21 protein-coding genes and 1 pseudogene are annotated in these 20,238 nt (G+C 72.3%); 10 read left to right on the forward strand and 12 right to left on the reverse strand.

Going from position 1 to position 20,238, the window contains the following annotated elements:
- Positions 1 to 97: 97 nt before the first annotated feature.
- Positions 98 to 745, forward strand: coding sequence for a 2'-5' RNA ligase family protein (locus tag ACFVXH_RS19575; protein WP_387825398.1), 648 nt, complete (start codon positions 98 to 100; stop codon positions 743 to 745).
- A 74-nt stretch (positions 746 to 819) separates the two neighbouring features.
- Here ACFVXH_RS19575 and ACFVXH_RS19580 read toward each other — a convergent pair whose 3' ends face one another.
- Complete coding sequence (locus tag ACFVXH_RS19580) at positions 820 to 1,722, reverse strand: dihydrodipicolinate synthase family protein (protein WP_387825401.1); 903 nt, start codon at positions 1,720 to 1,722, stop codon at positions 820 to 822.
- Positions 1,722 to 2,519, reverse strand: coding sequence for an aldolase (locus tag ACFVXH_RS19585; protein WP_049649115.1), 798 nt, complete (start codon positions 2,517 to 2,519; stop codon positions 1,722 to 1,724). The genes ACFVXH_RS19580 and ACFVXH_RS19585 overlap by 1 nt, the downstream gene beginning before the upstream one ends.
- Positions 2,520 to 2,742: 223 nt before the next feature.
- On the opposite strand from ACFVXH_RS19585, the gene ACFVXH_RS19590 reads away from it, so the two are divergent.
- On the forward strand, positions 2,743 to 3,324 hold the full coding sequence (locus ACFVXH_RS19590) for a helix-turn-helix domain-containing protein (RefSeq protein ID WP_074002663.1): 582 nt from the start codon (positions 2,743 to 2,745) through the stop codon (positions 3,322 to 3,324).
- Between the two features lie 149 nt (positions 3,325 to 3,473).
- On the opposite strand, the gene ACFVXH_RS19595 is transcribed toward ACFVXH_RS19590, so the two are convergent.
- Positions 3,474 to 4,286, reverse strand: a complete 813-nt coding sequence (locus ACFVXH_RS19595; protein WP_387825406.1) for a hypothetical protein — start codon at positions 4,284 to 4,286, stop codon at positions 3,474 to 3,476.
- A 536-nt stretch (positions 4,287 to 4,822) separates the two neighbouring features.
- On the opposite strand from ACFVXH_RS19595, the gene ACFVXH_RS19600 reads away from it, so the two are divergent.
- Positions 4,823 to 6,760 carry an ABC transporter ATP-binding protein gene (locus tag ACFVXH_RS19600; protein ID WP_387825409.1) on the forward strand — a complete coding sequence of 646 codons (1,938 nt, stop codon included), beginning with the start codon at positions 4,823 to 4,825 and terminating at the stop codon, positions 6,758 to 6,760.
- A 65-nt stretch (positions 6,761 to 6,825) separates the two neighbouring features.
- Here the strand turns inward: ACFVXH_RS19600 and ACFVXH_RS19605 are convergent, their stop codons facing one another.
- Positions 6,826 to 7,665 carry an SDR family oxidoreductase gene (locus ACFVXH_RS19605; protein ID WP_387825412.1) on the reverse strand — a complete coding sequence of 280 codons (840 nt, stop codon included), beginning with the start codon at positions 7,663 to 7,665 and terminating at the stop codon, positions 6,826 to 6,828.
- A gap of 94 nt (positions 7,666 to 7,759) precedes the next feature.
- Here ACFVXH_RS19605 and ACFVXH_RS19610 point away from each other — a divergent pair, with 94 nt between their 5' ends.
- The 3 genes from ACFVXH_RS19610 to ACFVXH_RS19620 all read left to right on the forward strand — a co-directional run bounded on the left by ACFVXH_RS19610 (position 7,760) and on the right by ACFVXH_RS19620 (position 10,364).
- Positions 7,760 to 8,125 carry a helix-turn-helix domain-containing protein gene (locus tag ACFVXH_RS19610; protein ID WP_049649118.1) on the forward strand — a complete coding sequence of 122 codons (366 nt, stop codon included), beginning with the start codon at positions 7,760 to 7,762 and terminating at the stop codon, positions 8,123 to 8,125.
- A 158-nt stretch (positions 8,126 to 8,283) separates the two neighbouring features.
- Positions 8,284 to 9,774: a DUF4157 domain-containing protein gene (locus tag ACFVXH_RS19615; RefSeq protein ID WP_387825415.1), complete on the forward strand. Its 1,491-nt coding sequence runs from the start codon at positions 8,284 to 8,286 to the stop codon at positions 9,772 to 9,774.
- 179 nt (positions 9,775 to 9,953) lie between these two features.
- Positions 9,954 to 10,364 carry a hypothetical protein gene (locus tag ACFVXH_RS19620; RefSeq protein WP_387825417.1) on the forward strand — a complete coding sequence of 137 codons (411 nt, stop codon included), beginning with the start codon at positions 9,954 to 9,956 and terminating at the stop codon, positions 10,362 to 10,364.
- Positions 10,365 to 10,671: 307 nt separating this feature from the next.
- Here ACFVXH_RS19620 and ACFVXH_RS19625 read toward each other — a convergent pair whose 3' ends face one another.
- Positions 10,672 to 11,127: a hypothetical protein gene (locus tag ACFVXH_RS19625; RefSeq protein WP_387825420.1), complete on the reverse strand. Its 456-nt coding sequence runs from the start codon at positions 11,125 to 11,127 to the stop codon at positions 10,672 to 10,674.
- A 468-nt stretch (positions 11,128 to 11,595) separates the two neighbouring features.
- Between ACFVXH_RS19625 and ACFVXH_RS19630 the strand changes: the two genes are divergently transcribed.
- A complete protein-coding gene (locus ACFVXH_RS19630) occupies positions 11,596 to 12,186 on the forward strand; it encodes an isochorismatase family protein (protein WP_117485821.1) in 591 nt (196 codons plus the stop codon).
- Between the two features lie 146 nt (positions 12,187 to 12,332).
- The gene (locus tag ACFVXH_RS19635; RefSeq protein ID WP_387825423.1) at positions 12,333 to 13,133 is read left to right on the forward strand and encodes an ADP-ribosyltransferase; all 801 of its coding nucleotides are present in this window, start codon (positions 12,333 to 12,335) and stop codon (positions 13,131 to 13,133) included.
- A 116-nt stretch (positions 13,134 to 13,249) separates the two neighbouring features.
- Here the strand turns inward: ACFVXH_RS19635 and ACFVXH_RS19640 are convergent, their stop codons facing one another.
- Positions 13,250 to 13,858, reverse strand: a complete 609-nt coding sequence (locus ACFVXH_RS19640; protein ID WP_387825425.1) for a recombinase family protein — start codon at positions 13,856 to 13,858, stop codon at positions 13,250 to 13,252.
- Between the two features lie 10 nt (positions 13,859 to 13,868).
- Positions 13,869 to 14,735, reverse strand: coding sequence for an AraC family transcriptional regulator (locus ACFVXH_RS19645; protein WP_387825428.1), 867 nt, complete (start codon positions 14,733 to 14,735; stop codon positions 13,869 to 13,871).
- A 93-nt stretch (positions 14,736 to 14,828) separates the two neighbouring features.
- Here ACFVXH_RS19645 and merB point away from each other — a divergent pair, with 93 nt between their 5' ends.
- Entirely contained in the window at positions 14,829 to 15,536 is a 708-nt protein-coding gene (merB, locus tag ACFVXH_RS19650) for an organomercurial lyase (protein ID WP_387825431.1), read from the forward strand.
- 178 nt (positions 15,537 to 15,714) lie between these two features.
- Here the strand turns inward: merB and ACFVXH_RS19655 are convergent.
- From ACFVXH_RS19655 to ACFVXH_RS19675, 5 genes and pseudogenes are all read right to left on the reverse strand, one after another.
- A pseudogene (locus ACFVXH_RS19655) lies at positions 15,715 to 16,119 on the reverse strand (Tn3 family transposase); the annotation flags it as partial.
- A gap of 166 nt (positions 16,120 to 16,285) precedes the next feature.
- On the reverse strand, positions 16,286 to 16,771 hold the full coding sequence (locus ACFVXH_RS19660) for an NUDIX domain-containing protein (RefSeq protein WP_074003274.1): 486 nt from the start codon (positions 16,769 to 16,771) through the stop codon (positions 16,286 to 16,288).
- A gap of 124 nt (positions 16,772 to 16,895) precedes the next feature.
- The gene (locus ACFVXH_RS19665; protein WP_387825654.1) at positions 16,896 to 17,792 is read right to left on the reverse strand and encodes a helix-turn-helix transcriptional regulator; all 897 of its coding nucleotides are present in this window, start codon (positions 17,790 to 17,792) and stop codon (positions 16,896 to 16,898) included.
- A 36-nt stretch (positions 17,793 to 17,828) separates the two neighbouring features.
- Positions 17,829 to 18,635 (reverse strand): SDR family oxidoreductase, encoded by an 807-nt coding sequence (locus tag ACFVXH_RS19670; RefSeq protein WP_387825434.1) that lies wholly within the window; start codon positions 18,633 to 18,635, stop codon positions 17,829 to 17,831.
- Between the two features lie 222 nt (positions 18,636 to 18,857).
- Positions 18,858 to 19,151, reverse strand: coding sequence for a DUF1330 domain-containing protein (locus ACFVXH_RS19675; protein WP_387825437.1), 294 nt, complete (start codon positions 19,149 to 19,151; stop codon positions 18,858 to 18,860).
- Between the two features lie 158 nt (positions 19,152 to 19,309).
- Between ACFVXH_RS19675 and ACFVXH_RS19680 the strand changes: the two genes are divergently transcribed.
- Positions 19,310 to 20,212, forward strand: a complete 903-nt coding sequence (locus tag ACFVXH_RS19680; RefSeq protein ID WP_387825440.1) for a LysR family transcriptional regulator — start codon at positions 19,310 to 19,312, stop codon at positions 20,210 to 20,212.
- Positions 20,213 to 20,238: the final 26 nt, after the last annotated feature.

Consider the following 20,238-nt stretch of genomic DNA (forward strand, 5'->3'; position numbering starts at 1 on the left):
GCCCGTACGCTGAACCCCGTCGTACGGTCGACAGCCTCACCCCGGACGGGCCGCCGTCCCGCCGGGCCGCCACCGACCCCGATCAGCAGGAGGCGACGTGAAAGCGTTCCACCCGACCTTCGGACAGCGGCCCTGGCCGGACGGCCTGCGCGCCCTCCAGGTGTACGCCCTGCCCGACCTGCCGGCGGGCTCGGCCCTGCACACGCTCCTCGCCGGCCTGCGCGAGGTCCTGGCCGGCTTCCCCGTCCTGCCGGTGCCGGACGAGCGGACGCACATCACCCTCGACATGCTCACCTCCGCCCCGGCGGACGCCGTCACCGACGCCGAACGCCGCGACCTCGCCGACCGGTTGCGGGCCGCGGTGGCCGGGAGCGGGCCGATCGCCCTCCAGGCCGGCTCGCCGCTCGCCCACCGCACCGGCGTCCGCCTCGACCTCCACCCCGACGGCGAACTCGCCGCCCTCCAGCACCGCGTCCGCGGCGCCGTCCACCGGGTCTTCGGCCCCGACTCCACCGCGTACCCGCTCGGCGTGCTCCACACCACCGCCGCCTACGCGGCCGCCGACACCGACAGCGACGAGCTGGCGCAGGCCATCCATCGGGTCCGGCCCGGCCACGCCCCGTTCACCGTGAACCGGATCATCGTCAACGAGGTGTTCTGGCGGCGCGTCCCGGTGCCCGGTACGGACCTGCCGGGGTGGCGGATCTGCTGGGACACCGTCGCCACCGTCCGGCTCGACCCGTAGGCCCTTGGTGGTGCCGGCTCCCCTGTGCGGGGACGGGTGTCCTCGCACAGGGGAGCCGGTGGGGGCGGGCACCGTCAGGCGGCGGAGGGCGGGAGGAGGCCGGTGAGCAGCTCCCGCAGCTGCGCCGTCTCCTCTAGGGGCAGCGGCAGCAGCGGCGGCCGGGGCGGCCCGGCGGGGCGGTTCCGGATCTCCAGGCCCGCCTTGACGGTCCGGGGGAGGCCGTGCCGGACGATGAACCGCAGGAAGGGCAGCAGCTCCCGCAACAGCGCGTCCGCGCGCTCCTGCTGTCCGCCGACGGCCGCGGCGTGGAGCTCCAGCACCGGCTGCGGGAGGAGGCAGGGGGCGGCCGTGCACCAGCCGGCGGCTCCGGCGCGGAAGGCGTCCAGGGCGAGCGGGTTGCTGCCGTTGTAGACGGACAGCTCTCCGTCGGACAGCTCCCGGATGGCGCGGAAGCGGGACACCTCGCCCGAACTCTCCTTGACCATGGTGAGGTTGGGGATCTTCCGGGCGAGCGCGACCACCGTCTCCGGGCGCAGGTCCACGCCGCTGGTGCCGGGGTTGTTGTAGAGCATCATCGGCAGGTCGGTGGCGCGGGCCACCTCGTCGTAGTGCCGGGCGAGTTCGTCCTCGGTCAGCTTCCAGTACACCTGGGGCAGCACCATGATCGCGGTGGCGCCGTGGCGGGCGGCCACCCGGGCGCGGCGGACGGTGCCCTCGGTGCTCCAGTGGGAGACGCCGACGAGGGTGGGCACCCGCCCGGCCACCGCGTCCAGGGTGGTCTCGCAGACCGCGTCCCACTCCTTCCCGGTCAGGTAGGCGCTCTCGCCGGTGCTGCCCAGCGGGGCGACGGCGTGGCTGCCGGCGGCGACCAGGTCTCCGGTGAGCGCGCGCAGTGCGGCCAGGTCGACCTCGCCGGTGGCGGCGTCGAAGGGGGTGACCGGGTAGGAGATGATGCCCTGCAGGGGCGGATTGGCCATCAGAGGTCCACCTGTCCGTTGACGCAGTCGGGGTGAGTGCGCAGTGCCTTGCGCGCGTAGTACGCGAAGTTCGCCCGGCTGCGCCGGTCGGTGGAGGTCCAGTCGTGGGCCTCGCGGGCGAGCGCCGGGTCCAGGGGCTGGATGGTCCCCGCCGACATCGCCAGCAGTTGCAGGCGGGCGGCCCGCTCGATGAGCAGCGCCAGGGTGCACGCCTCCTCGATCGTGGAGCCGGTCACCAGCTGGCCGTGGTGGGCCAGCAGGACGGCCCGCTTGTCGCCGAGGGCGGCGGTGATGATCTCGCCCTCCTCGTTGCCGACCGGCACGCCCGGCCAGTCCTTGAGGAAGGCGCAGTCGTCGTACAGCGGTGTGGTGTCCATGTGGGAGACCACCAGCGGGACTTCCAGCATGGCCAGTGCGGCGGTGTGCAGCGGGTGGGTGTGGATGACGCAGTTGACGTCCGGGCGCGCCCGGTAGATCCAGGAGTGGAAGCGGTTGGCGGGGTTGGGCATGCCCGTGCCCTCCAGGACCTCCAGGTCCTCGTTCACCAGGAGCAGGTTGTCCTCGGTGATCTCGTCGAAGCCCAGGCCCAGGCGCTGGGTGTAGTAGGTGCCAGGCTCGCGCCCGCGGGAGCTGATCTGCCCGGCGAGCCCCGAGTCGTGGCCGCCGTCGTACGCGATCCGGCAGGTGAGCGCCAGCTTCTGGCGCGTGGTCAGTGTCGAGTCCCCGAAGTGCCGGTCCATCTGCCGCGCGGCGCGGTCGACGAGGACGTCCTTCGAGTCCTGCAGGGTGTTCGCCATGTGTGTGCTCCGGTTCTCCGGCCTCGCCCCGGCGGCCAGGCCTGTGTCCGGAGCCGTGGCTCCGGAGGAAACATTGTTCACCATAGGACACAAGGTTTCCTGCGACAAGGGCGGCGAGTGCGACAGGGCCTCCCGGGCGCACCGGCGGCGCCGCGGCGTAGCATGGCCCGCCAGAGGACACGGTGTGTCATCGGAGGTGGATGGCACGGGAGAGGAAGAACCAGTGATCAACCGGGTGCGGCAGCTGCGCAAGGAACGGCTGATGACCCTGGAGGCGCTGGCCGAGCGGTCCGGCGTCACCAAGAGCTACCTGTCGAAGGTCGAACGAGGTCAGAGCGTTCCCTCGATCGCCGTCTGCGCCTCCCTCGCCAAGGCCCTCGAAGTCCCCCTGGACAGCCTCTTCGCCGAGGCCGAGGAGCTGAGCGAGGTCACCGTCACCCGGGCCGCGGAGCGTCAGGCCCTGACCGCCCCGGACGAGCCCGGCACCCGCTACGAGGGGATGGCGCTCGACGCCGGCGCCAAGGGCATGACCCCGTTCATGCTCTACCCGCCGCTCGACGACGGCCCCGCCCCGTTCCGGGACCACCCCGGCGAGGAGTTCGTCTTCGTCCACGAGGGGCGGGTCGAACTGGTCCTGCCGTCGCGCGCGATCACGCTCGACCCGGGCGACTGCGTCTACCTCAAGGCCACCACGCCCCACCGGCTGCGCTCGCTGGGGGCCCGGCGCGCCACGGTGCTCCTGCTGGTCTCCAGCGACCACGGGGCTCCGGACGACGCCCGGCCCCCGTACTCCCGGCTGCCCTGAGCCGCGGCGGGCGCGCCTGTCCGGGCTCGCGCTCCGCCGCGGGCGGTGACGCCGATGTCGCCGCCGGTGGCGTCGAGGCCGCCGCCGGCGCCACCGCCCCGGGGGCTCGTCGTCCCGGGCGGGCCGACTACCCGGCGCTCATCCGACGCTCACCTGGCGGTCTTCGACAGCGGCACCGCCAGCTGCATGAGGTTGGGCAGTCGGCCGAGGATGTTGTCGCCGCTGAGGAACAGCAGCCGGTCGCCGAGCCGCGTCACCACGATCTCCTCGCTGTGGTACGGGCCTTGGGGTACCTTCTTCACGTCGACGGCCTCGTCGCCGAGCCCCGGCACCGGCTGCAGCGTCACGGTCAGCGGAATCGCCTTCCCGTCGATCCCCTTGCCGGTGAAGGACGTGCAGCGGTCCGCGTACGCCCGGATCTCGCCGAGCAGCTTGGCCGCGTCGCCGGCGTGGTAGGCGCCCAGGTAGACCTCGACCCTGTTCTCGCCGTCGTAGACCTCGTTCGTCGCGCCCGAGGCCCTGTAGTCCAGGGAGAGGACGCTTCCGGCGAGGCGCATCTGGGTGCACGGCTCCTGGGGCAGGACCGGCTTGGCCGGCTCCTCCAGGACGTAGGTGCCGGAGTCGTTCTCGCTGCCGTTGCCCTCGATCCGCCACCCGGCGGGCAGCGTGGCGGCGGTCGGCAGCAGCTCGCGCAGGGCGGCTCCGGTGGGGATCGGCGGGCCGGTCGGCGTACTGCTGGGCGAGCCGAACGCCGGGGCGCCGGACGCCTGGAGCGTCGGCGTGGACGTCGGGGCGGCACCCGGGGAGCCGGCGCCGCCCGAGGTCGCGGCCGGCTTGTCGGGGGCGGCTCCCGGGCCGGTTCCCGGCCCCGCTCCCGGATCGGAGGAGCACCCGGCGGCGACGGCTGCGGCCATCGCGGCCGCGCCGACCACGAGGGGAATCCTGACGTTGTTTCGGACCATGGACACAAGAACCCTTCCGCACAAGCTCACTGACGGTGAGCATCGTGCCCGATCCAGTTGGCCCGGGACATGAGTATCCGTACTCAACTCCTGCCACCCCACCCGCCTCAGGAGCCTGGCGGCGCGGCATCCCCTCGGGCGGCAGACCAGCCGAACGGGTGAATCCGGCGACGCCCGTCCGCCGCCCGTCCGCTTGGCATATGCGCTGAACCATGCCCGGATCGTGCTCGAAAAGTCCCCGTTCGACCCGGGCTCGCCCGGAGGCGAATCCACTTGAACGCCGCGCTCGAACAGCACCATCATCGGACGCCCAGCCGCCCGTAACGACTCCGTCGGACCGGTCAACTCAGCCTGAGGAAAGGCCACTTGAGCTTTCCTGTCGGCCGGGACCGGTGAGTCCGCACGTCCGCGCACCGCTCCGCTCCTGGAGGATCTGTGGCCTGTTCCCCCGCCCCGTCGATCCACGTCCCACCCGTCCCCGGGGCCCTGGTGGCCCGCCTGCCGCTGGCCCCCGCCCCGCGCGAGGAGGCGAACGCTTGAGCACCACGACGGCGTCGGCCGAGGCCGCCGACGAGGAACTGCAGTGGCTCGCCGACGGACGCCGCATCGAGGCGATCGAGGCGATCAGCGTCAGCGCGATGGCCCGCCGCCTGCCCGCGCTCGTCGTCCGCGCCTTCCGCCTCGGCTGGCGCATCGACCGCACCTCTGTCGCGCTGCTCCTGACCTGCCAGGCCGTCTCCGCGGTGCTCGGCGCGGCCGGCCTGTTCGCGACCACCGGCACCATCTCGGCCCTGTTCGGCCCGGGGCAGGTCGGCGACAAGCTCACCCGCGCGGCGCCGTCGATCCTGGTCATCGCGGCGGCGGCCGGCGCCCGCTCCCTGCTGGGCATCACGATCCGGACCGTCACCATCCACCTGTCGCCCCGCATCTCCCGGGAGGCGGAGGCCGCGGTGCTGCGCGCCACCGTGGCGGCCGAACTGACCGCCTACGACCACGCCGGCTACAACGACGAACTGGAGGCCGCCGACCGCGGCGCCGAGGTCTGCGTGGACATCGTCGGAGAGGCGCAGAACCTGCTCGCCTCCCTCGCCTCGCTCCTCGGCGCGGCCGGCGTGCTGACCGTGCTCCACCCCGCCCTCCTGCCGCTGCTGGTGCTGGCGGCGCTGCCCCAGGGCATCGCGTCGGTGCACGCCGCCCGGGTGCAGTTCCTGGCGAACCGGGCGGCCGTCGGCGACCGCCGGATCATGGCGAACCTGCGCTGGTACATCCACCTCAAGCGCAACGCCGACCAGGTCCGCTCCGACACCATGGGCGAGTTCCTGCTCGTCAAGTACGACCAGGTCGGCCGGCGGCTGGACGCCACCTCGCGCCGCGCGGCGATGCAGAGCGCCCGGGTGTCGGTGATCGGGGCCGCCGCCTCCGGCCTCGGCACCGCGGTGGTGTGGGCGGCGATGCTGTGGCTGGTCAGCACCGGCCGGATGAGCCTGCCGCGCGGCGGAGCGGCGGTGTTCGCCCTGACCGCTGTCAGCACCAGCCTGCGCGGCATCGTCGGCTACGGCGCGGACCTCTTCCGCACCGGCATGTACCTGGACGACTGGTCGAGCTTCCTCGACACCGCCGGCGGCCACCGGCCCAAGCGCGGCACCGGGACGCCCGAGGCCCCGCACCGGATCGCGGTGGAGAACCTCGACTACGCCTACCCCGCCTCCGACCGCAAGGCGCTGGACGGGGTGAACCTGCACGTCGAACGCGGCGAGATCCTGGCCCTGGTGGGGGAGAACGGCTCCGGCAAGACCACCCTCTCCAAGCTCCTCGCGGGGCTCTACCTGCCCGACGCCGGAGCGGTGCGCTGGGACGCGGCCGACACCCGCGACCTCGACCCGCACGCCCTGTGGCGCCAGGTCGCCGTCGTCCCCCAGGACTACGCCCGCTGGCCGCTGACCTGCCGCGAGAACATCACCCTGGGCCAGCCCACCGCCGAGGGCGACGCGGCGGTGCTGCGCGCCGCCGACGCCTCCGGGGCCGCCGACGTCGTCGCCCGGCTCCGCCGGGGCCTGTCCACCCTGCTCGCGGTGGAGTGGATGGGCGGCGAGGAACTGTCCGGCGGCCAGTGGCAGCGCCTGGCCATCGCCCGGGCGTTCCACCGCGAGGCCGGGCTGCTCGTCCTGGACGAGCCGACCGCCGCCCTCGACCCGCGCGCCGAGCACAGGATCTTCCAGAACCTGCGGGCGGTCGCGCGGGAGCGGGCGGTCGTCCTGGTCACCCACAGGCTCACCAACGTGGCCGTCGCCGACCGGATCGTCGTCCTGGAGGACGGGAAGGTCCTCCAGGAGGGCACGTTCGCGGAGTTGGTGGCCGAGGAGGGCGGCCGGTTCAGGGAACTGTGGGACCTGCAGAACGAGCGCACCGGCCTTCCCGCCCAGCGTGGAGGTGCCGCGGTCCGGTGCGCTGTGCCGGAGGAGGACGCGTCGTGAACTCCAGCATCCGGTGCCGGTAGTGGACCGACCGGCCCAGGACGCTCCGGCGGTGCCGACCGGGTTCAGCGGAACGCGGCGGCGTGCCGGGCGGCCCAGTCGGCGAAGGTGCGCGGGGCGGTGCCGAGGACCCGCCGCACGTCCGGGCTGACGCGCAGCTCGGCGGGGTTCGGGGAGCCGAGGATGTCCAGGGTGTCCTCGGCGAGCTCCACCGGCATGCTCCGGGCCATGGCGGCCCGGGCCTCGTCGCGGGTGAGGTCGTGGAACCGCACCGGCGTGCCCAGCGCGGCGGCGACGGCCTCCGCCTGCCGGCGCGGGGTGATCACCTCCGGACCGGTCAGCTCGTACACGGCGCCGGTGTGCCGGTCGTCCACCAGGCAGGCCGCCGCGACCTCGGCGATGTCCGCCGGGTCGACGATCGGCACACCGACGTCGCCGAAGGGGGCGGCGACGACCCGGTGCGCGCGGACGGACTCGGCCCACCACAGGGCGTTGGAGGCGAAGCCGCCCGGCCGCAGGATGGTCCAGTCCAGGCCGGAGTCCCGCAGCGCGTCCTCCACCGCGCGCATCGCGATCCGCGTCGGGCCGAAGGGCCTGGTCGCCACGCCCTGGGAGGAGAGCAGGACGATCCGGCGGACCCCGCCGGCCGCGGCCCGGCCGATGATGTCGGCCGGGCCGGCTCCGGCGGCGTGCAGGTCGCCGGACAGCAGCAGGAACAGCGCCTCCGCCCCGGCCAGCGCCGGTACGAGGCCGGCCGGATCGGCCAGGTCGGCCGCCACGTGGCGGACACCGTCCGGCACGGGCGCCGCGTGCCGCGACACCGCCGTCACCGGCAGGCCCGCCTTCGCCAGCGCCCGCGTCAGCGGTCGGCCCACATTCCCGGTAGCCCCGGTCACCACGATCATGGTCAGCTCCTTTTGCCCGATGGACTCTGTGGCCTTCACGCTAGGAGCGGCGGCTAACCCTTGGTAAGGACGTACCTTGACGTAAGCTCAGCACATGGAGGTAGGTGCGCAGGACAAGCAGGCCGAAACCGGGCGGCGGTATGAGGTGTTTCACACCGACTGCCCCGCGCGCGACATGGTCGACCACGTGACCAGCAGGTGGGGCATCTGGGTGCTGATCTCCCTGCGGGCCAACGACCTCCGGTTCTACGAGCTGCGCGAGAGCATCCAGGGCATCAGCGAGAAGATGCTCGCCCAGACCCTGCGCGCGCTGGTCCAGGACGGCCTGGTCTGGCGGAAGGTCGAGCCGACGACGCCGCCCCAGGTCACCTACGGGCTGACCGAGTTCGGCCGGGACCTCGGCGAGCCGCTGGAGGACCTGTTCGGCCGGATCACCCGACGGCTGCCGCCGCGCGGCTGACGGTTCGCCCGGGTCGGGCTCGGCCGTCGGTGCTCGTCGGGACGGACGTGTTGCCCGTACGGGCAGTGCATCGTGCCCTCGCGCCCCTTACCCGCGACCGCCGCACCGGGTATGTAGGGGGAACACCACGAAACTGCCGTCCCCACGAGCGGAGTTCCATGCACGCGCACGAGCCGACGAAGGACGAGAAGCAGCCGCAGCGCACCCCCAGGAGCGCGGCCACACGGTCCGGGGAGGCCCCGCGCGGCGGCCAGGCGCCCGACGGGCTCCTCGGACTGCAGCGCACCGTCGGCAACGCGGCCGTTGTCCGGATGCTCCAGCGGAGCGGGCACGGGCACGGGCACGGGCACGGGCACGGGCACGGGCACGGGCACCGGCACGGCGCGGGCTGCGGCCACCAGCCGCCCGTGGAGGAGCCGGTGCAGCGCTCCGCCGTGCACGACGTGCTGCGTACGCCGGGCAGGCCGCTGGACGAACCGCTGCGGCGGGACATGGAATCCCGCTTCGGCGCCGACTTCTCCGACGTCCGTCTGCACACCGGCTCCGCGGCCCGCGACTCCGCCGCCGAGGTGGGCGCCCGCGCCTACACCTCCGGCAGCCATGTCGTCATCGGCGACGGCGGCGCTGACAAGCACACCCTCGCCCATGAGTTGACGCACGTCATCCAGCAGCGCCAGGGTCCGGTGGCCGGTACGGACAACGGGTCCGGGCTGAGCGTCTCCGACCCCGGGGACCGCTTCGAGCGCGAGGCCGAGGCCAACGCGGTCCGGGTGATGAGCCGGATGCCCGAGCAGAGCGACCACGGCCTCGAAGAAGCCCCCGTCCAGCGGACGGTGGACGCCACGGCCCGGGGTACGGCGCGCGCCGCCGGCGCGACGGCCGTCCAGCGCTACGCCCAGGTCACCACCGAGGAGTTGGGGCCCGCACGGGTCTCGCAGAACGGCCTCTACCTCCTGACCGCCGATCCCGCGGCGGACACCACCGTCATCTGGGTCGCGGAAGGCGCCCCGGCGCCCCGGTACTGCAAGGCCACCGGGCAGAGCGGGCAGATCGCGGGACGCACGTACGCGGAGTACGAGCCGAAGACGTCCTTCCTCGCGGACTGTGCCCACACCGCCGAGGAGATCATGCACCGGCAGCGGCTGGCCCTCGGGCAGGACGCCAGCGAATTCGCCCTGGGCGGACACCAGTTCGGCCTGGGCGACGCGGAGAACGCGCAGGGAGCGGCGGCCTACGCGAACGCCCGGCCCGGCGGCCCGAACGCGAACGGCGAGGAACGGCCGGGCCCCGGCCAGGCGTTCGCCATCGTGGAGACCGCGTGGGACGAGGACTTCGAGCACCCGGACAACACCAGCGGGTGGCCCTACCACGTGGCGGCGGTCGTCGCCGAGGACGGCGACGACCGCATCACCGTGGAGCAGGCCGCGGACGGCAACGACGCCAAGGCCCGGCAGGGGTACGAGGGCATCGTCGACATGTATACGGCGGGTACGGACCCGACCAACGGGCAGGCGCTGCCGCACAGTTTCCACGGGCGGAACACCGGCGGCCCGGTGCAGCACTTCTCGGCCGGCGCGATCACCGTCATCCTCCAGCCGATCAACGTGGGCGCTCTGACAAAGGAGGGCGGCAGCCGGAAGCTCATGTGATCCGGCCTGGCCTGTCCGCCCTGACCCTGATCGCGAACTCGCCTGCTGTTACAAGAAAGTGACGTTCCGTCCACAACCGAAGTGCCCAGCGGGGCGTCCCTATAGGTGACAGAGCCCGAGTCACGTCGATCGCATCGATCGGGCCTCGGGCCGAACCCTCCTGTGAAAGGAGTGCACCCGTGATCGTCTCCAAGCGGAACTCCCTGCGCCTGGCCGCCGTGGCCACCCTCAGCGCGCTCACCGTCGGGCTGGCGGGCACCGCCATGGCGGCCACCCCGGCCGTCCAGCCCGTGTCCGCCGCGCAGTCGGCCGCCGCGCAGGCCGGCATCACCGCCAAGCCGTCGGTCTCCTCCGTCCAGGCGTGGCAGTTGTTCCGGGTCACCGGCACGACCACCGGCCTCAAGGCCGGAAGCACGGTGACCCTCCAGCAGAAGCAGCACGGCGCGTGGGTCACCCTGCCCGCCTCCGTCCACACCAACAGCAAGGGTTCCTACTCGCTCGGCGTGAAGCTCGGCATCAAGGGCCTGAACGAGCTGCGCATCGTCAGCGGCAGCACCGCCTCGCCCGTGTTCACCGTCACGGTGCGCTGACCCGCACTCCCCGACGCCGACCCGCACGGCGTGCCGAGGTGGCCCGACCCTGAGGTCGGGCAGCCGGATCGGTGCCGTGCGGGTCCTGGCGTGCTCGTACGGCCCGGTATCGGGGGATGCCCGGGCCGTACGCCGCTCGACCGGGAGGCGGTGGTGCCGCGCTGTCGCAGGTCCTCTGGATGGGTGTACCGAGTGCGTCGAACAGGCCGAGGGCCAGGCGCAGTTCGCGTTCGGCCCGGGGCGGGTGGCTCCTGGTGTGCCGCCCGCCCCGGGCCGTGAGCCGCGGAGAAGGGGGCCGTGACCGGTGTCAGCGCACGGTGACGGTGAAGACCGGGGAGGCGGTGTCCCCGCTGACGATGCGCAGCTCGTTCAGGCCCGTGATGCCGAGCTTCACGCCGAGCGAGTAGGCACCGCTGCTGGTCGTGGGCACCGAGGCGGGCAGGGTGACCCACGCGCCGTTCTGCTTCTGCTGCAGGGTCACCGTGCTCCCCGCCTTGAGCCCGGTGGTCGTGCCGGTGACCCGGAACAGTTCCCACGCCTGGACCGTGGTGACCGACGGCTTGGCGGTGATGGTGGCCTGCGTGGCCGCCTGCGGGGTGGCGGGCTGGGGCGTGACGGACGGCGCGGTGACGGACGGCCCGGTGGGCGCGGGGTCGGTGGTGGTGGGGCCGGCCGCCAGGGCGGTGCCCGCCAGGCCGAGGGCGAGGGTGCTGAGGGTGGCCACGGCGGCCAGGCGCAGGCGGTTCCGCTTGGAGACGATCACGGGTACCCCTTTCCGGGGGAGGTGGTTGCTCGCCCGAAGGCGTGGATGCCGCGATTCGGGCTCTGCCATCTTTGGGGACGTCCTGGGCCGCCCATCGATCATGGGCGAATTGTCACCGGATAGTAACAGTCAGCGATCAAACCGGGTCGGAAGGCGACCGGGGCGTGCTCGCTTCACAACAGTACGGAGTGCGGTCGGCGGCCATGACCGAAAGGTCGGAACTGCCCCGTAGTGAACCGCTGTTGACCACTTCTGATTGCCGATGGCCATGAATGCGCCGATCCGCCCGGAATCCCCGAGGTCGCCCTCGGCGGCCCGGTCCACAGCCGGTCCGGTTCCCGTCCGGGTGAGCGGAGCCGCCCCTCCGGGGTTGCTCGGCCCGGGTGAACATCGCGCACGGGAGGCGCGGGCCGCCGTCCGGCAGGGCACGGGTGGGGGACCGAGACTCCCGTGAGAAAGGCCTGTGCCGTGGGGCGTGCACTGATCGTCGTCGATGTGCAGAAGGACTTCTGCGAGGGCGGAGCCGTTCCGGTCGGAGGCGGTGCCGGGCGGGCCCGCGCCATCGCCGAGCTCGTCGAACGCACCGCCGGCCGCGAGTACACGCACGTCGTCGCCACCCGCGACCACCACCTCGACCCGGGCGGCCACTTCTCCGACCACCCGGACTTCAAGGACTCCTTCCCCGTGCACTGCGTCGTCGGCACCGAAGGAGGCGAGTTCCACCCCGACTTCGCGCCCACGGCCGAGACGATCGTGGACGAGGTCTTCTACAAGGGCGCGCACTCCGCCTCCAAGAGCGGTTTCGAGGGCTTCACCTCGGACGGGACCGCCCTCGCGGACTGGCTGCGCGCACGGGACGTCACCGAGGTGGACGTGGTCGGCATCGCCACCGACCACTGCGTGAAGGCCACCGCGCTCGACGGGGTGCGGGCCGACTTCGCCGTCCGGGTCCTGCTCGACTACACCGCGGGCGTCGCCGCCGACACCACCGCCCGGGCCGTCGCCGAACTCGGCCGGTCCGGCGTCGAGTTGACCGGTGAGCCGGTCGTCGTCGGCTGACGGCGGGGAGGCGGGCCCGCCGTGGAGCGAGCCCGCCCGATCCACGCGGACCCGGACGCCTGAAGGCGTCCACCGAAGCCGCTGACACGCCCTCGATCGGGTGAGTTGCGGTACCCCCGGGGCAGCGGGCGGCCAGGGTAACGGCCGTGATCAACATTCGAATCCGCACGGCCGCCAGCGCGGTCGCCCTCGCCTGCGCCGTCGTGCTCACCCCCGAGAGCCTGGCCGCCGCCGCCCCCGCTGCCCAGGCCGACGCCGCCCCGTTCCGCTGTCTCGACCCCAGCGGGGAGGCGCTCTGGAGCGGCCCCCAGTGCGACGGCGTCATCGTCCGTGAACTCGGCACCGAGGCCGTCGCCATCGTCCTGGACGGCCGGCGCATCGACTTCGCCGACGAGGCCGAACTGCGTGCCGACGACTGCGCAGACCGGCCCGCCGTCACCCTCCCCGCCAGCACCTTCGAGAGCATCCCGGAAGGCCCGGACCCGCTGTACGCCGCTGTGGACCGCCGGGTGGACGTACCCCGCATCACCCCCACGCCGCACTGGCGCAAGAACTGCCACCCGCTCTTCCGCTCGGACGGCCGCGACCCGTCCGTCATCTTCGAGCAGGGCTTCGCGCCGAAGGACACCGTCAACGGCCAGTACGACATCACCAGTTACGTCCTCCAGAACCAGCCCTCGCCGTTCGTCAGCACCACCTACGACCCCGAGCTGTACAAGAAGTGGAAGAAGGTGCCCTGGGACTACTTCATCGACGCCCCCGGCGGCATCGACGTCAACGCGACCATCGGCGACCAGCACCAGTACGCCGACCAGGTGGAGGTCGCGTTCCCCGGCGGCGTGGACCGGCACTTCATCAGCCGGGCCTGCCCGGTCGACCGGGCCACCGCCTCCCTGGTCGAGTCCGGCTGCGTGGACAACCCGAACTACCAGCCCTGGCTGCACTGACCCGCCCGCAGTCCGCCGCCGACCGGCCGCCCGAGGGGTGTGGCGCGCCGCCACGGTACTCCCGGAAGTGGCCCCGGTGTCCCAGCTCGGACACCAGCCGCAAAGTAGCGGGGTGATCACATGCTCGCCGCCGTGGCGGCCTGCTCGTCGTGTTCGCGGAGCATCCGCATGACGGTGGCGGGTGAGGGGTGCCGGCCCTTCTTCGCCCCGATGGTGGTGACGAGCCGCTTGGCGATATCGCGCAGGCTCATGTCCTGGTCGCGGAGGTGGAGGGCCATGGACAGTATGGAGCCGTCGGTGACGCCCGCACCGCCGATGGTCTTGCCGCGCTTGCGGGCGGACTCGTGGCCTTCGAGGGTGCGGTCGCGGATGTACTCGCGCTCCATGCCGGACATGGCCGCGAGCACGGTGAACACGATGCCGGAGGGGTCGTGTGAGCCCTTCAACTCCCCGGTGAGGAACTCCAGGCCGACGTTGCTGGCCTTGAGCTCTTCGGCGAGCATGGCGAGTTCGATGCCGCGGCCGAGCCGCTTGTGCTCATGGACGACGAGGGTCACGGCGACGCCGGAGGAGCGGATCTCTCCGGCGAGCTTCACGGCGGCCTCCAGCTCGGGCCGGCGGGTGGCGCGGGTGGAGATCTTCTCCGAGAAGACCCGGGTCACCCCGGCCTCGGCGAGGGAGTCGAGCTGTGCGTCGAGGGACTGCCGGGCGGCGCGGTGTTTCACGAGCGACCACCTATGAAACACGCCCTGGCCACGGCCGCTGGCCTCCTCTGTGGAGCGCCGTGCGGTAGGCGGCTGGGGTGACGCCGTAGGTGCGGGTGAACCATCGGGTGAGGTGGGCCTGGTCCGCGAAGCCGGCCTCGGCGGCCACCGTCGCCGGCGCCGTGCCCTCGGCCAGGAGCGCACGGGCTCGGCGCAATCGCAGATCGCGCTGGTAGTCGCTGGGTGCGAAGCCGTACGCCGTGCGGAAGCCCCGGTAGAGCGCGAAACGGCTGCACCCGGCCGCCCGGGCCAGCTCGTCGGCGCCGACGTTCTCGGCGAAGCGCTGCCGCAGCAGATCGCGGGCCCGTGCCATCGCGGCCAGGTCCACCCGGCCCCGCTGGTCCGGAACCGGCGCGGACCGCGTCGCGGCACGGCGGGTCAGAGCCAGCACGGAGGCGGCGAGGCGTTCCTCGACGATCAGCCGGGAGGCGTTCTCGGCGACGGCAGTATGGAGGCGGGCCACCGCTCGGGCGAGGACCGGGTCGTCCACCACCGGAGTGTCGAAGAGTGGCAGCCCGGCGTCGCCGGGCGCCGCGTCGGCGAGGACCTCCCGGACAAGACCTTCGCCGAGGTGCAGCATCCGGTAGCGGTAGCCGTGCTGGACCGCCGACCGCCCGTCGTGGGGATCGTCCGGATTGAACGCCATGACCAGCCCGGCCGCGCTGACGTGCCGCCCTCCCCTGCACACGAACGACTGCGCGCCGTCGTCGGTGACGCCGAACGAGTACGTGTCGTGGGCGTGCATCGGATACGCGTACCGCTCGAAGCGGGCGTCCATGGCCTCCAGCGCAAGCCCGGGAACCCGCCAGTAGGCGGCGCGCTCCCCGGCAGAAGTCATGTCCCGAGTGTGCCGCACGAGCGTTCAAGCCCCCGCGCGCTTCCACGGCGCACGCTGGACACCAGCACCTCGACCAGCGAAGGAACCAGGGGAATGACCGGGAACGCCTCAGCAGCACCGACGAGCCTTCACGCCACGGAGCGGGTCCGCCTGGCCGTCTACCACGGATTCGCCCGCACCGGACACGCTCCGAGCGTGCCGGAACTCGCCGCACTCACCGGACTCGCCCCCGATCAGGTGCGCCAGGAACTGCGCGCCCTTCACGCAAACCACGACGTGGTCCTGGACCCGCAGGACGACGACCAGGTCGTGATGGCCCACCCCTTCGCGTCCGTGCCGCTCGGCTTCTCCGTCATGGGGACACACACCCTGTGGTGGGGCGGCTGCGCCTGGGACTCGTTCGCCATGCCCCACCTGCTCAAGGACGAGCCCGACGTCCTGGTCGCCACGCGCTGCCCGGCCTGCGACACCCCGCACGCCTGGGTGGTCGGCCGGGAGGCACCCCCGAAGGGCGACCAGGTCGCCCATTTCCTCACCCCCATGCACCGGGTCTGGGACGACGTCGTGCACACCTGCGGCAACCAGCGCCTGTTCTGCTCCACCGACTGCGTCGACACCTGGCTGCGGAAAACGGGCCAGGAACGCGGCTATGTCATGGATCTGGGCACCCTGTGGCACTTCGCCGGTGACTGGTACACCGGACGCCTGGACCCGGGCTACACCCGCCGCGACCCCGCCGCCGCCGGCGCCTACTTCGCCGAGGTCGGTCTGCACGGCTCCTTCTGGGGACTGCCCGACTGAGGCCTGGCTCCTCCTGCCGCCCCCCTGAAACGGGGCGACGAGCTGTGTGACCTCTCGCCGCCCGGTCCGACTCTGCTCGACACGGCTGCGTGCGGCGTCCGCACCCGTCGGATCGGTCAACCCGACAAGTGTGTCTGGGCGACCGATTAGTCGGCGGTGCCGGCCGGCAGGCGTTTTTCCGCTCGACGTGCCAGTAGATCATCACGCCGTCGCCGCCGTAGCGGGTGTGGTACTCGGTCATGAAGTTCGAGGACCAGGACCCGAACTTCTTCGAGTCCGACGCGCACGCGGTGCCTTGCCCCCACCATGCGGTGTCGCGGGCGGCGAAGGTGGAGTTCACCAGCCTGATGACGGCGGCCCGCAGGTTGTCGACGGTGATGAAGTGCCGCAGCGCGGCCTCGCTCTCGCCATGCTCGCCGGTCGCCACGATCGCCCGGATGCCCATGTTCGTGCCCAGCGCGAAGAGGGCCAGCAGGAGGCGGCGCTGGAGGACGTCACGCTCGATGCGCTCGTACGCGGCTACCGAGGAAAACTCCTCGGTGAAACCGGTCAGGAAGTCGGCGCTCTTCAGCACGTCCAGCACGTCCAGGACGCCCCAGCGGCGTGCGACCTCCTCCTTGAGGGCCGCCAGGCCGGTGGGCTCGGCCAGCGGCTCTCGTCCCGCTACCCACGACCTACTTCGCGGCTGGTGTCTGAGCTAGGACACCGGGGCCGAAGCGGGCGGCCCGGTCGGCGGCGGCCCGCCGCTGTCACGCGCCGATCAGGGCCCGTGGGTCGAAGCCTTCGTCGTCCCAGCCGTAGGTGGAGAAGCCCCTCCCGCCGGAGAGGTGGTGGGTGAGGGCGGCGTGGGCGGTCGGGAACATCGGCAGCGGTAGCCCGTCGGCCGGGGACCAGACCGCGTCGAGGTGCTTGTCCGGCTCGGTGTTCGTCAGCTCGCCGCGCCACGCGGTGGCGAGGAACACCGACAGCAGGAACGGGTGCTCGCCGTCCCAGCCCGTGCGCACCTGGACGGTGTGTACGAGCCGCAGGTCCGCCGGCTCGACGAGCAGCCCGGTCTCCTCCCGCAGCTCGCGCGCGGCGGCCTCGTCGAGGCGCTCACCGACCTCGACCTTGCCGCCGGGGATCGTCCACGCCGACGCCGTGATCCAGCTGTTCGCGGCGTAGTGCAGGGTCGCGACCAGGTTCCGGTCGCGGTCGTGGGCGATCACGGCCACGGCCTGGAGAAGGCTCTCCACGGTGCTGCCTCCGGGGTGGGTGAGCGGACGGTGGTCGGGGCTCGAGGAACATCCATGCCAGTGCCGGCCCTGTCCGAGCCACCGACACGGCGTCAAGCATCATCGCGCCGCCACGGCGCCACCTTCAACGGTTGGACTGTCCGTCATCCGCTTCGAGCTCGGTCGCCGGCGCCTGGTGGGTGGCCGCCCACGAGGCGAGGAGCGCCAGATTGTCAGCGGTCGGTGTGCCCGCGGGTGCCGTGTAGACGTTGAGGAGCAGGCCGGGTTCGGCGGGCAGTTCCAGGGACTCGACGTCCAGGTCGAGCCGGCCCACGATCGGATGGCGAACACGCTTGCGGCCGGACCGGTGCAGTCGCACGTCCTGGGATGCCCACCGCTGCCGAAACAGCTCACTGCGCGTCGACAGTTCGCCGACCAGGGCGATCAGCTCCTCGTCGTGCGGATCGCGGCCGGCTTCCATGCGTAGCTTCGCGGCCACGTCACCGACGATCTGGTCGTAGTCGACGAAGAAGTCCCTGGCCGCCTCGGGGTTCAGATAGACGAACCTCGCCGTGTTCGCGGGCCGTCGCGGGTCGGCCAGCACCGGTGAGAACAGCGCGCGAGCGAGGTTGTTCGTGGCGAGCACGTCATAACGGCCGGTACTGACCCAGGCCGGTGCGTCGGAGACCGCGTCGAGCACCTGCTGCAGCGTCGAGCGCACCATCACGGCGGGCCTACGCCGGGGTGGGCCGCCGGGCACCCTGGACTGGCGTGCGAGGTGGAACAGGTGGTGGCGCTCGGCCTCGTCGAGTCGCAGGGCGGAGGCCAGCGCGTCCAGCACGCCATCGGAGGCACCGGCGAGGCTGCCGCGCTCCATGCGCACGTAGTAGTCGACCGACACCCCCGCCAGTAGCGCCACCTCTTCGCGGCGCAGACCTTTGACCCGACGGTTGCCGCCGTAAGCGGGCAGGCCCGCCTGCGCGGGTGCGATGCGGGCGCGACGCGAGCTGAGGAACTCCCGGATCTCGGTGCGTGGATCCATCGTGGCCATCTCCTCACCGTAAGTCCGTTCCGCAGTCTAGGGGGTACCCGATGCGGTCGTCGCGATGCCGCCGTCCACCGGGATCACGGCGCCCGTGAGGTAGGAGCCGGCCCGGCCGGCGAGGAACACGGCGATACCCGCCATGTCGTCGTCGCGGCCGATTCGGCGCAGAGGGGCCGCCGCCGCGATCGTGTCGCCGATGGCATCGAGTGCGGACGCCGTCATCCGCGACGGGAACACTCCCGGTGCTACCGCGTTCACCGTGACGTGCTGGGGGCCCAGCTCCCTGGCAAGCACTCTGGTGAGTTGATGGAGTGCCGCCTTGCTGCTGGCGTACGAGTAGTTGGGCGACTCGGCGACGTGGATGGCGGCGATACTGCCGATGTTGATGATCCGCGCGGGATCATCGGCGGTGCCCGCCCTGCGAAGTGCGGGGAGCAGCGCCTGCACCAGCCAGAACGGCGACTTGAGGTTGAGGTCGATCACCGCGTCCCAGGCCTCGTCCGGGAACGTCGCCAGCGGCTCGCGCCACATCGCTCCCGCGTTGTTGACGAGGATGTCCAGGCGTTCCGAGTCGCCCTTGACGAGATCGGCGAGGCGCTGACACTCGTCGTGCCTGGACAGGTCGGCGGGGATTGCCTGAACGTCGCCGAATTCGGACAGTAGACGCTGTGCCTCCGCGCACCTGTCCGCGTCGCGTGAGCTGATGACGACGCGGGCGCCCGCCTGGAGAAGGCCGCGCGCCATCATCATCCCGATGCCACTGGTGCCGCCAGTGACGAGGGCGTACTTCCCACTCAGATCGAAAAGCCCTGTGTGGGTGGTGAACTGGTTGTCCGCCATTGGTCTCCGTCCCCCTTCTGTCGTGGACGAACGAGCCGACATGGTCGCGGATACGGGGCAGCTGAATCGACCTGATGGAGGTAGAGCCGCGGTGCGTGTCCATGGAGTGTTGTCGGCGCGTTCGACTCAACCAGGTTGGCAGGCGTTTCGGACGTCCGGGAGACCCTGGTGATCCAGGTACTGCGAGAGCCCCCGATGCTCGGCGACGGCCGGGCCCGCCGGTCAGTCGATGCCTTCGATGATGCGGAAGTCGCGCTCGACGCTGCCGGAGAGGGCCACCAGCGCCTCCTGGTACGCCTCGCTCTCGTAGGCCGCGACGGCCAGTTCGAAGCTGTCGAACTCGATCAGAACGACGCGTTGCGTGATTCCGGCCTCGTGGGCGACGACCCGACCGTCAAGGGACAGGAGACGCCCGCCCCCGGCCCGGACAGCCGGACCGGCCAGCTCCGCGTAGGCGGCCAGCGTCGCGGGGTCGGAAACGGCGGGGTAGGCGCTGACCCAGTAGCCCTTGGCCATGGAAACCTCCTGTGTTCGGCCGGGCACGTCCGACGTCGGACCGACAATCGGATCGATCGATCCCGGTATGCGCAGGCTAGGGCTTGACGGGCGGTCGAGGGAAAGACCGGTACGGACTAGGCTCAGAACGGATCGTTATCAATCGGCGGGGAGGGCGCGTGGCGCCGGACACGGTGAGCCTGCGGTACTTCCTGGTGCTGGCACAGGAGTTGAACTTCACCCGCGCGGCCGCACGGATCGGTATCGCACAGCCCGCACTCAGCGCCCGGATGCGCCGGTTGGAGGCGGAACTCGGGACGGCCCTGCTGGTCCGCAACACGCGCTGCGTCGAACTGACCACGGCCGGTGCGGCTTTGGCGGAGTCCGCGCCGCCCGCGCTGGCGGCGCTGGACCGGGCGTGGGACACCGCCCGGAGCGCGGCGGCCGGAGCACTGGGCACGCTGCGCATCGGATACAGCCTCAGCGCCGGGGCCGAGACGGCACCGGCCCTGGTGGACCGGCTGATTCGCGACAACAGCGGACTCGAGGTCGGCGCGGTCCCGATGGCGACACCGGAGATCTCCCCGGCGGTCGCCGACGGCCGCATCGATGCCGGGATCACCCGCGGTGAACAACCGGGCGATGGCGTGCGCCGGTTCCTGCTGCGGCGTTCGCGGATCGGGGTCCAGCTGGCGCAGCACCATCCGCTGGCCGAACGCGCGGAGATCGAGATCGCCGACGCGGCCGCGTACCCGCTGCGGCTCCCGGACCGTGCGGCCAACCCCGTGGTCCACGATCAGCTGTCCGCGCTGTTCCGGGACACCCGACCGCACCCCCGGTTCCACACGCCCGCTGTCGCTTTCGACCTGTCCCAGCGGGACCTGCGGGACGGGGTCACCCTCGCCCCGGCCGGAGAGGCCGCGGCCACGGTGCAACCGGCCGGTCTCACCTGGCGACCGCTGAGGGGTGCGCCCGGCCTGACGCTCCACCTGGTCCTCCCGCGCGAGCAGTCGCCCCTGCACCGCCGCATCCGCGCCGTCGCCAAGGCCCTGGCACGCGAACTGCACTGGCTGCCGGACTGACGCACGGGAGGTCGAGCGAGACGGAC

The organism is Kitasatospora sp. NPDC058184 (genome assembly GCF_042883725.1).
Lineage (GTDB): Bacteria > Actinomycetota > Actinomycetes > Streptomycetales > Streptomycetaceae > Kitasatospora.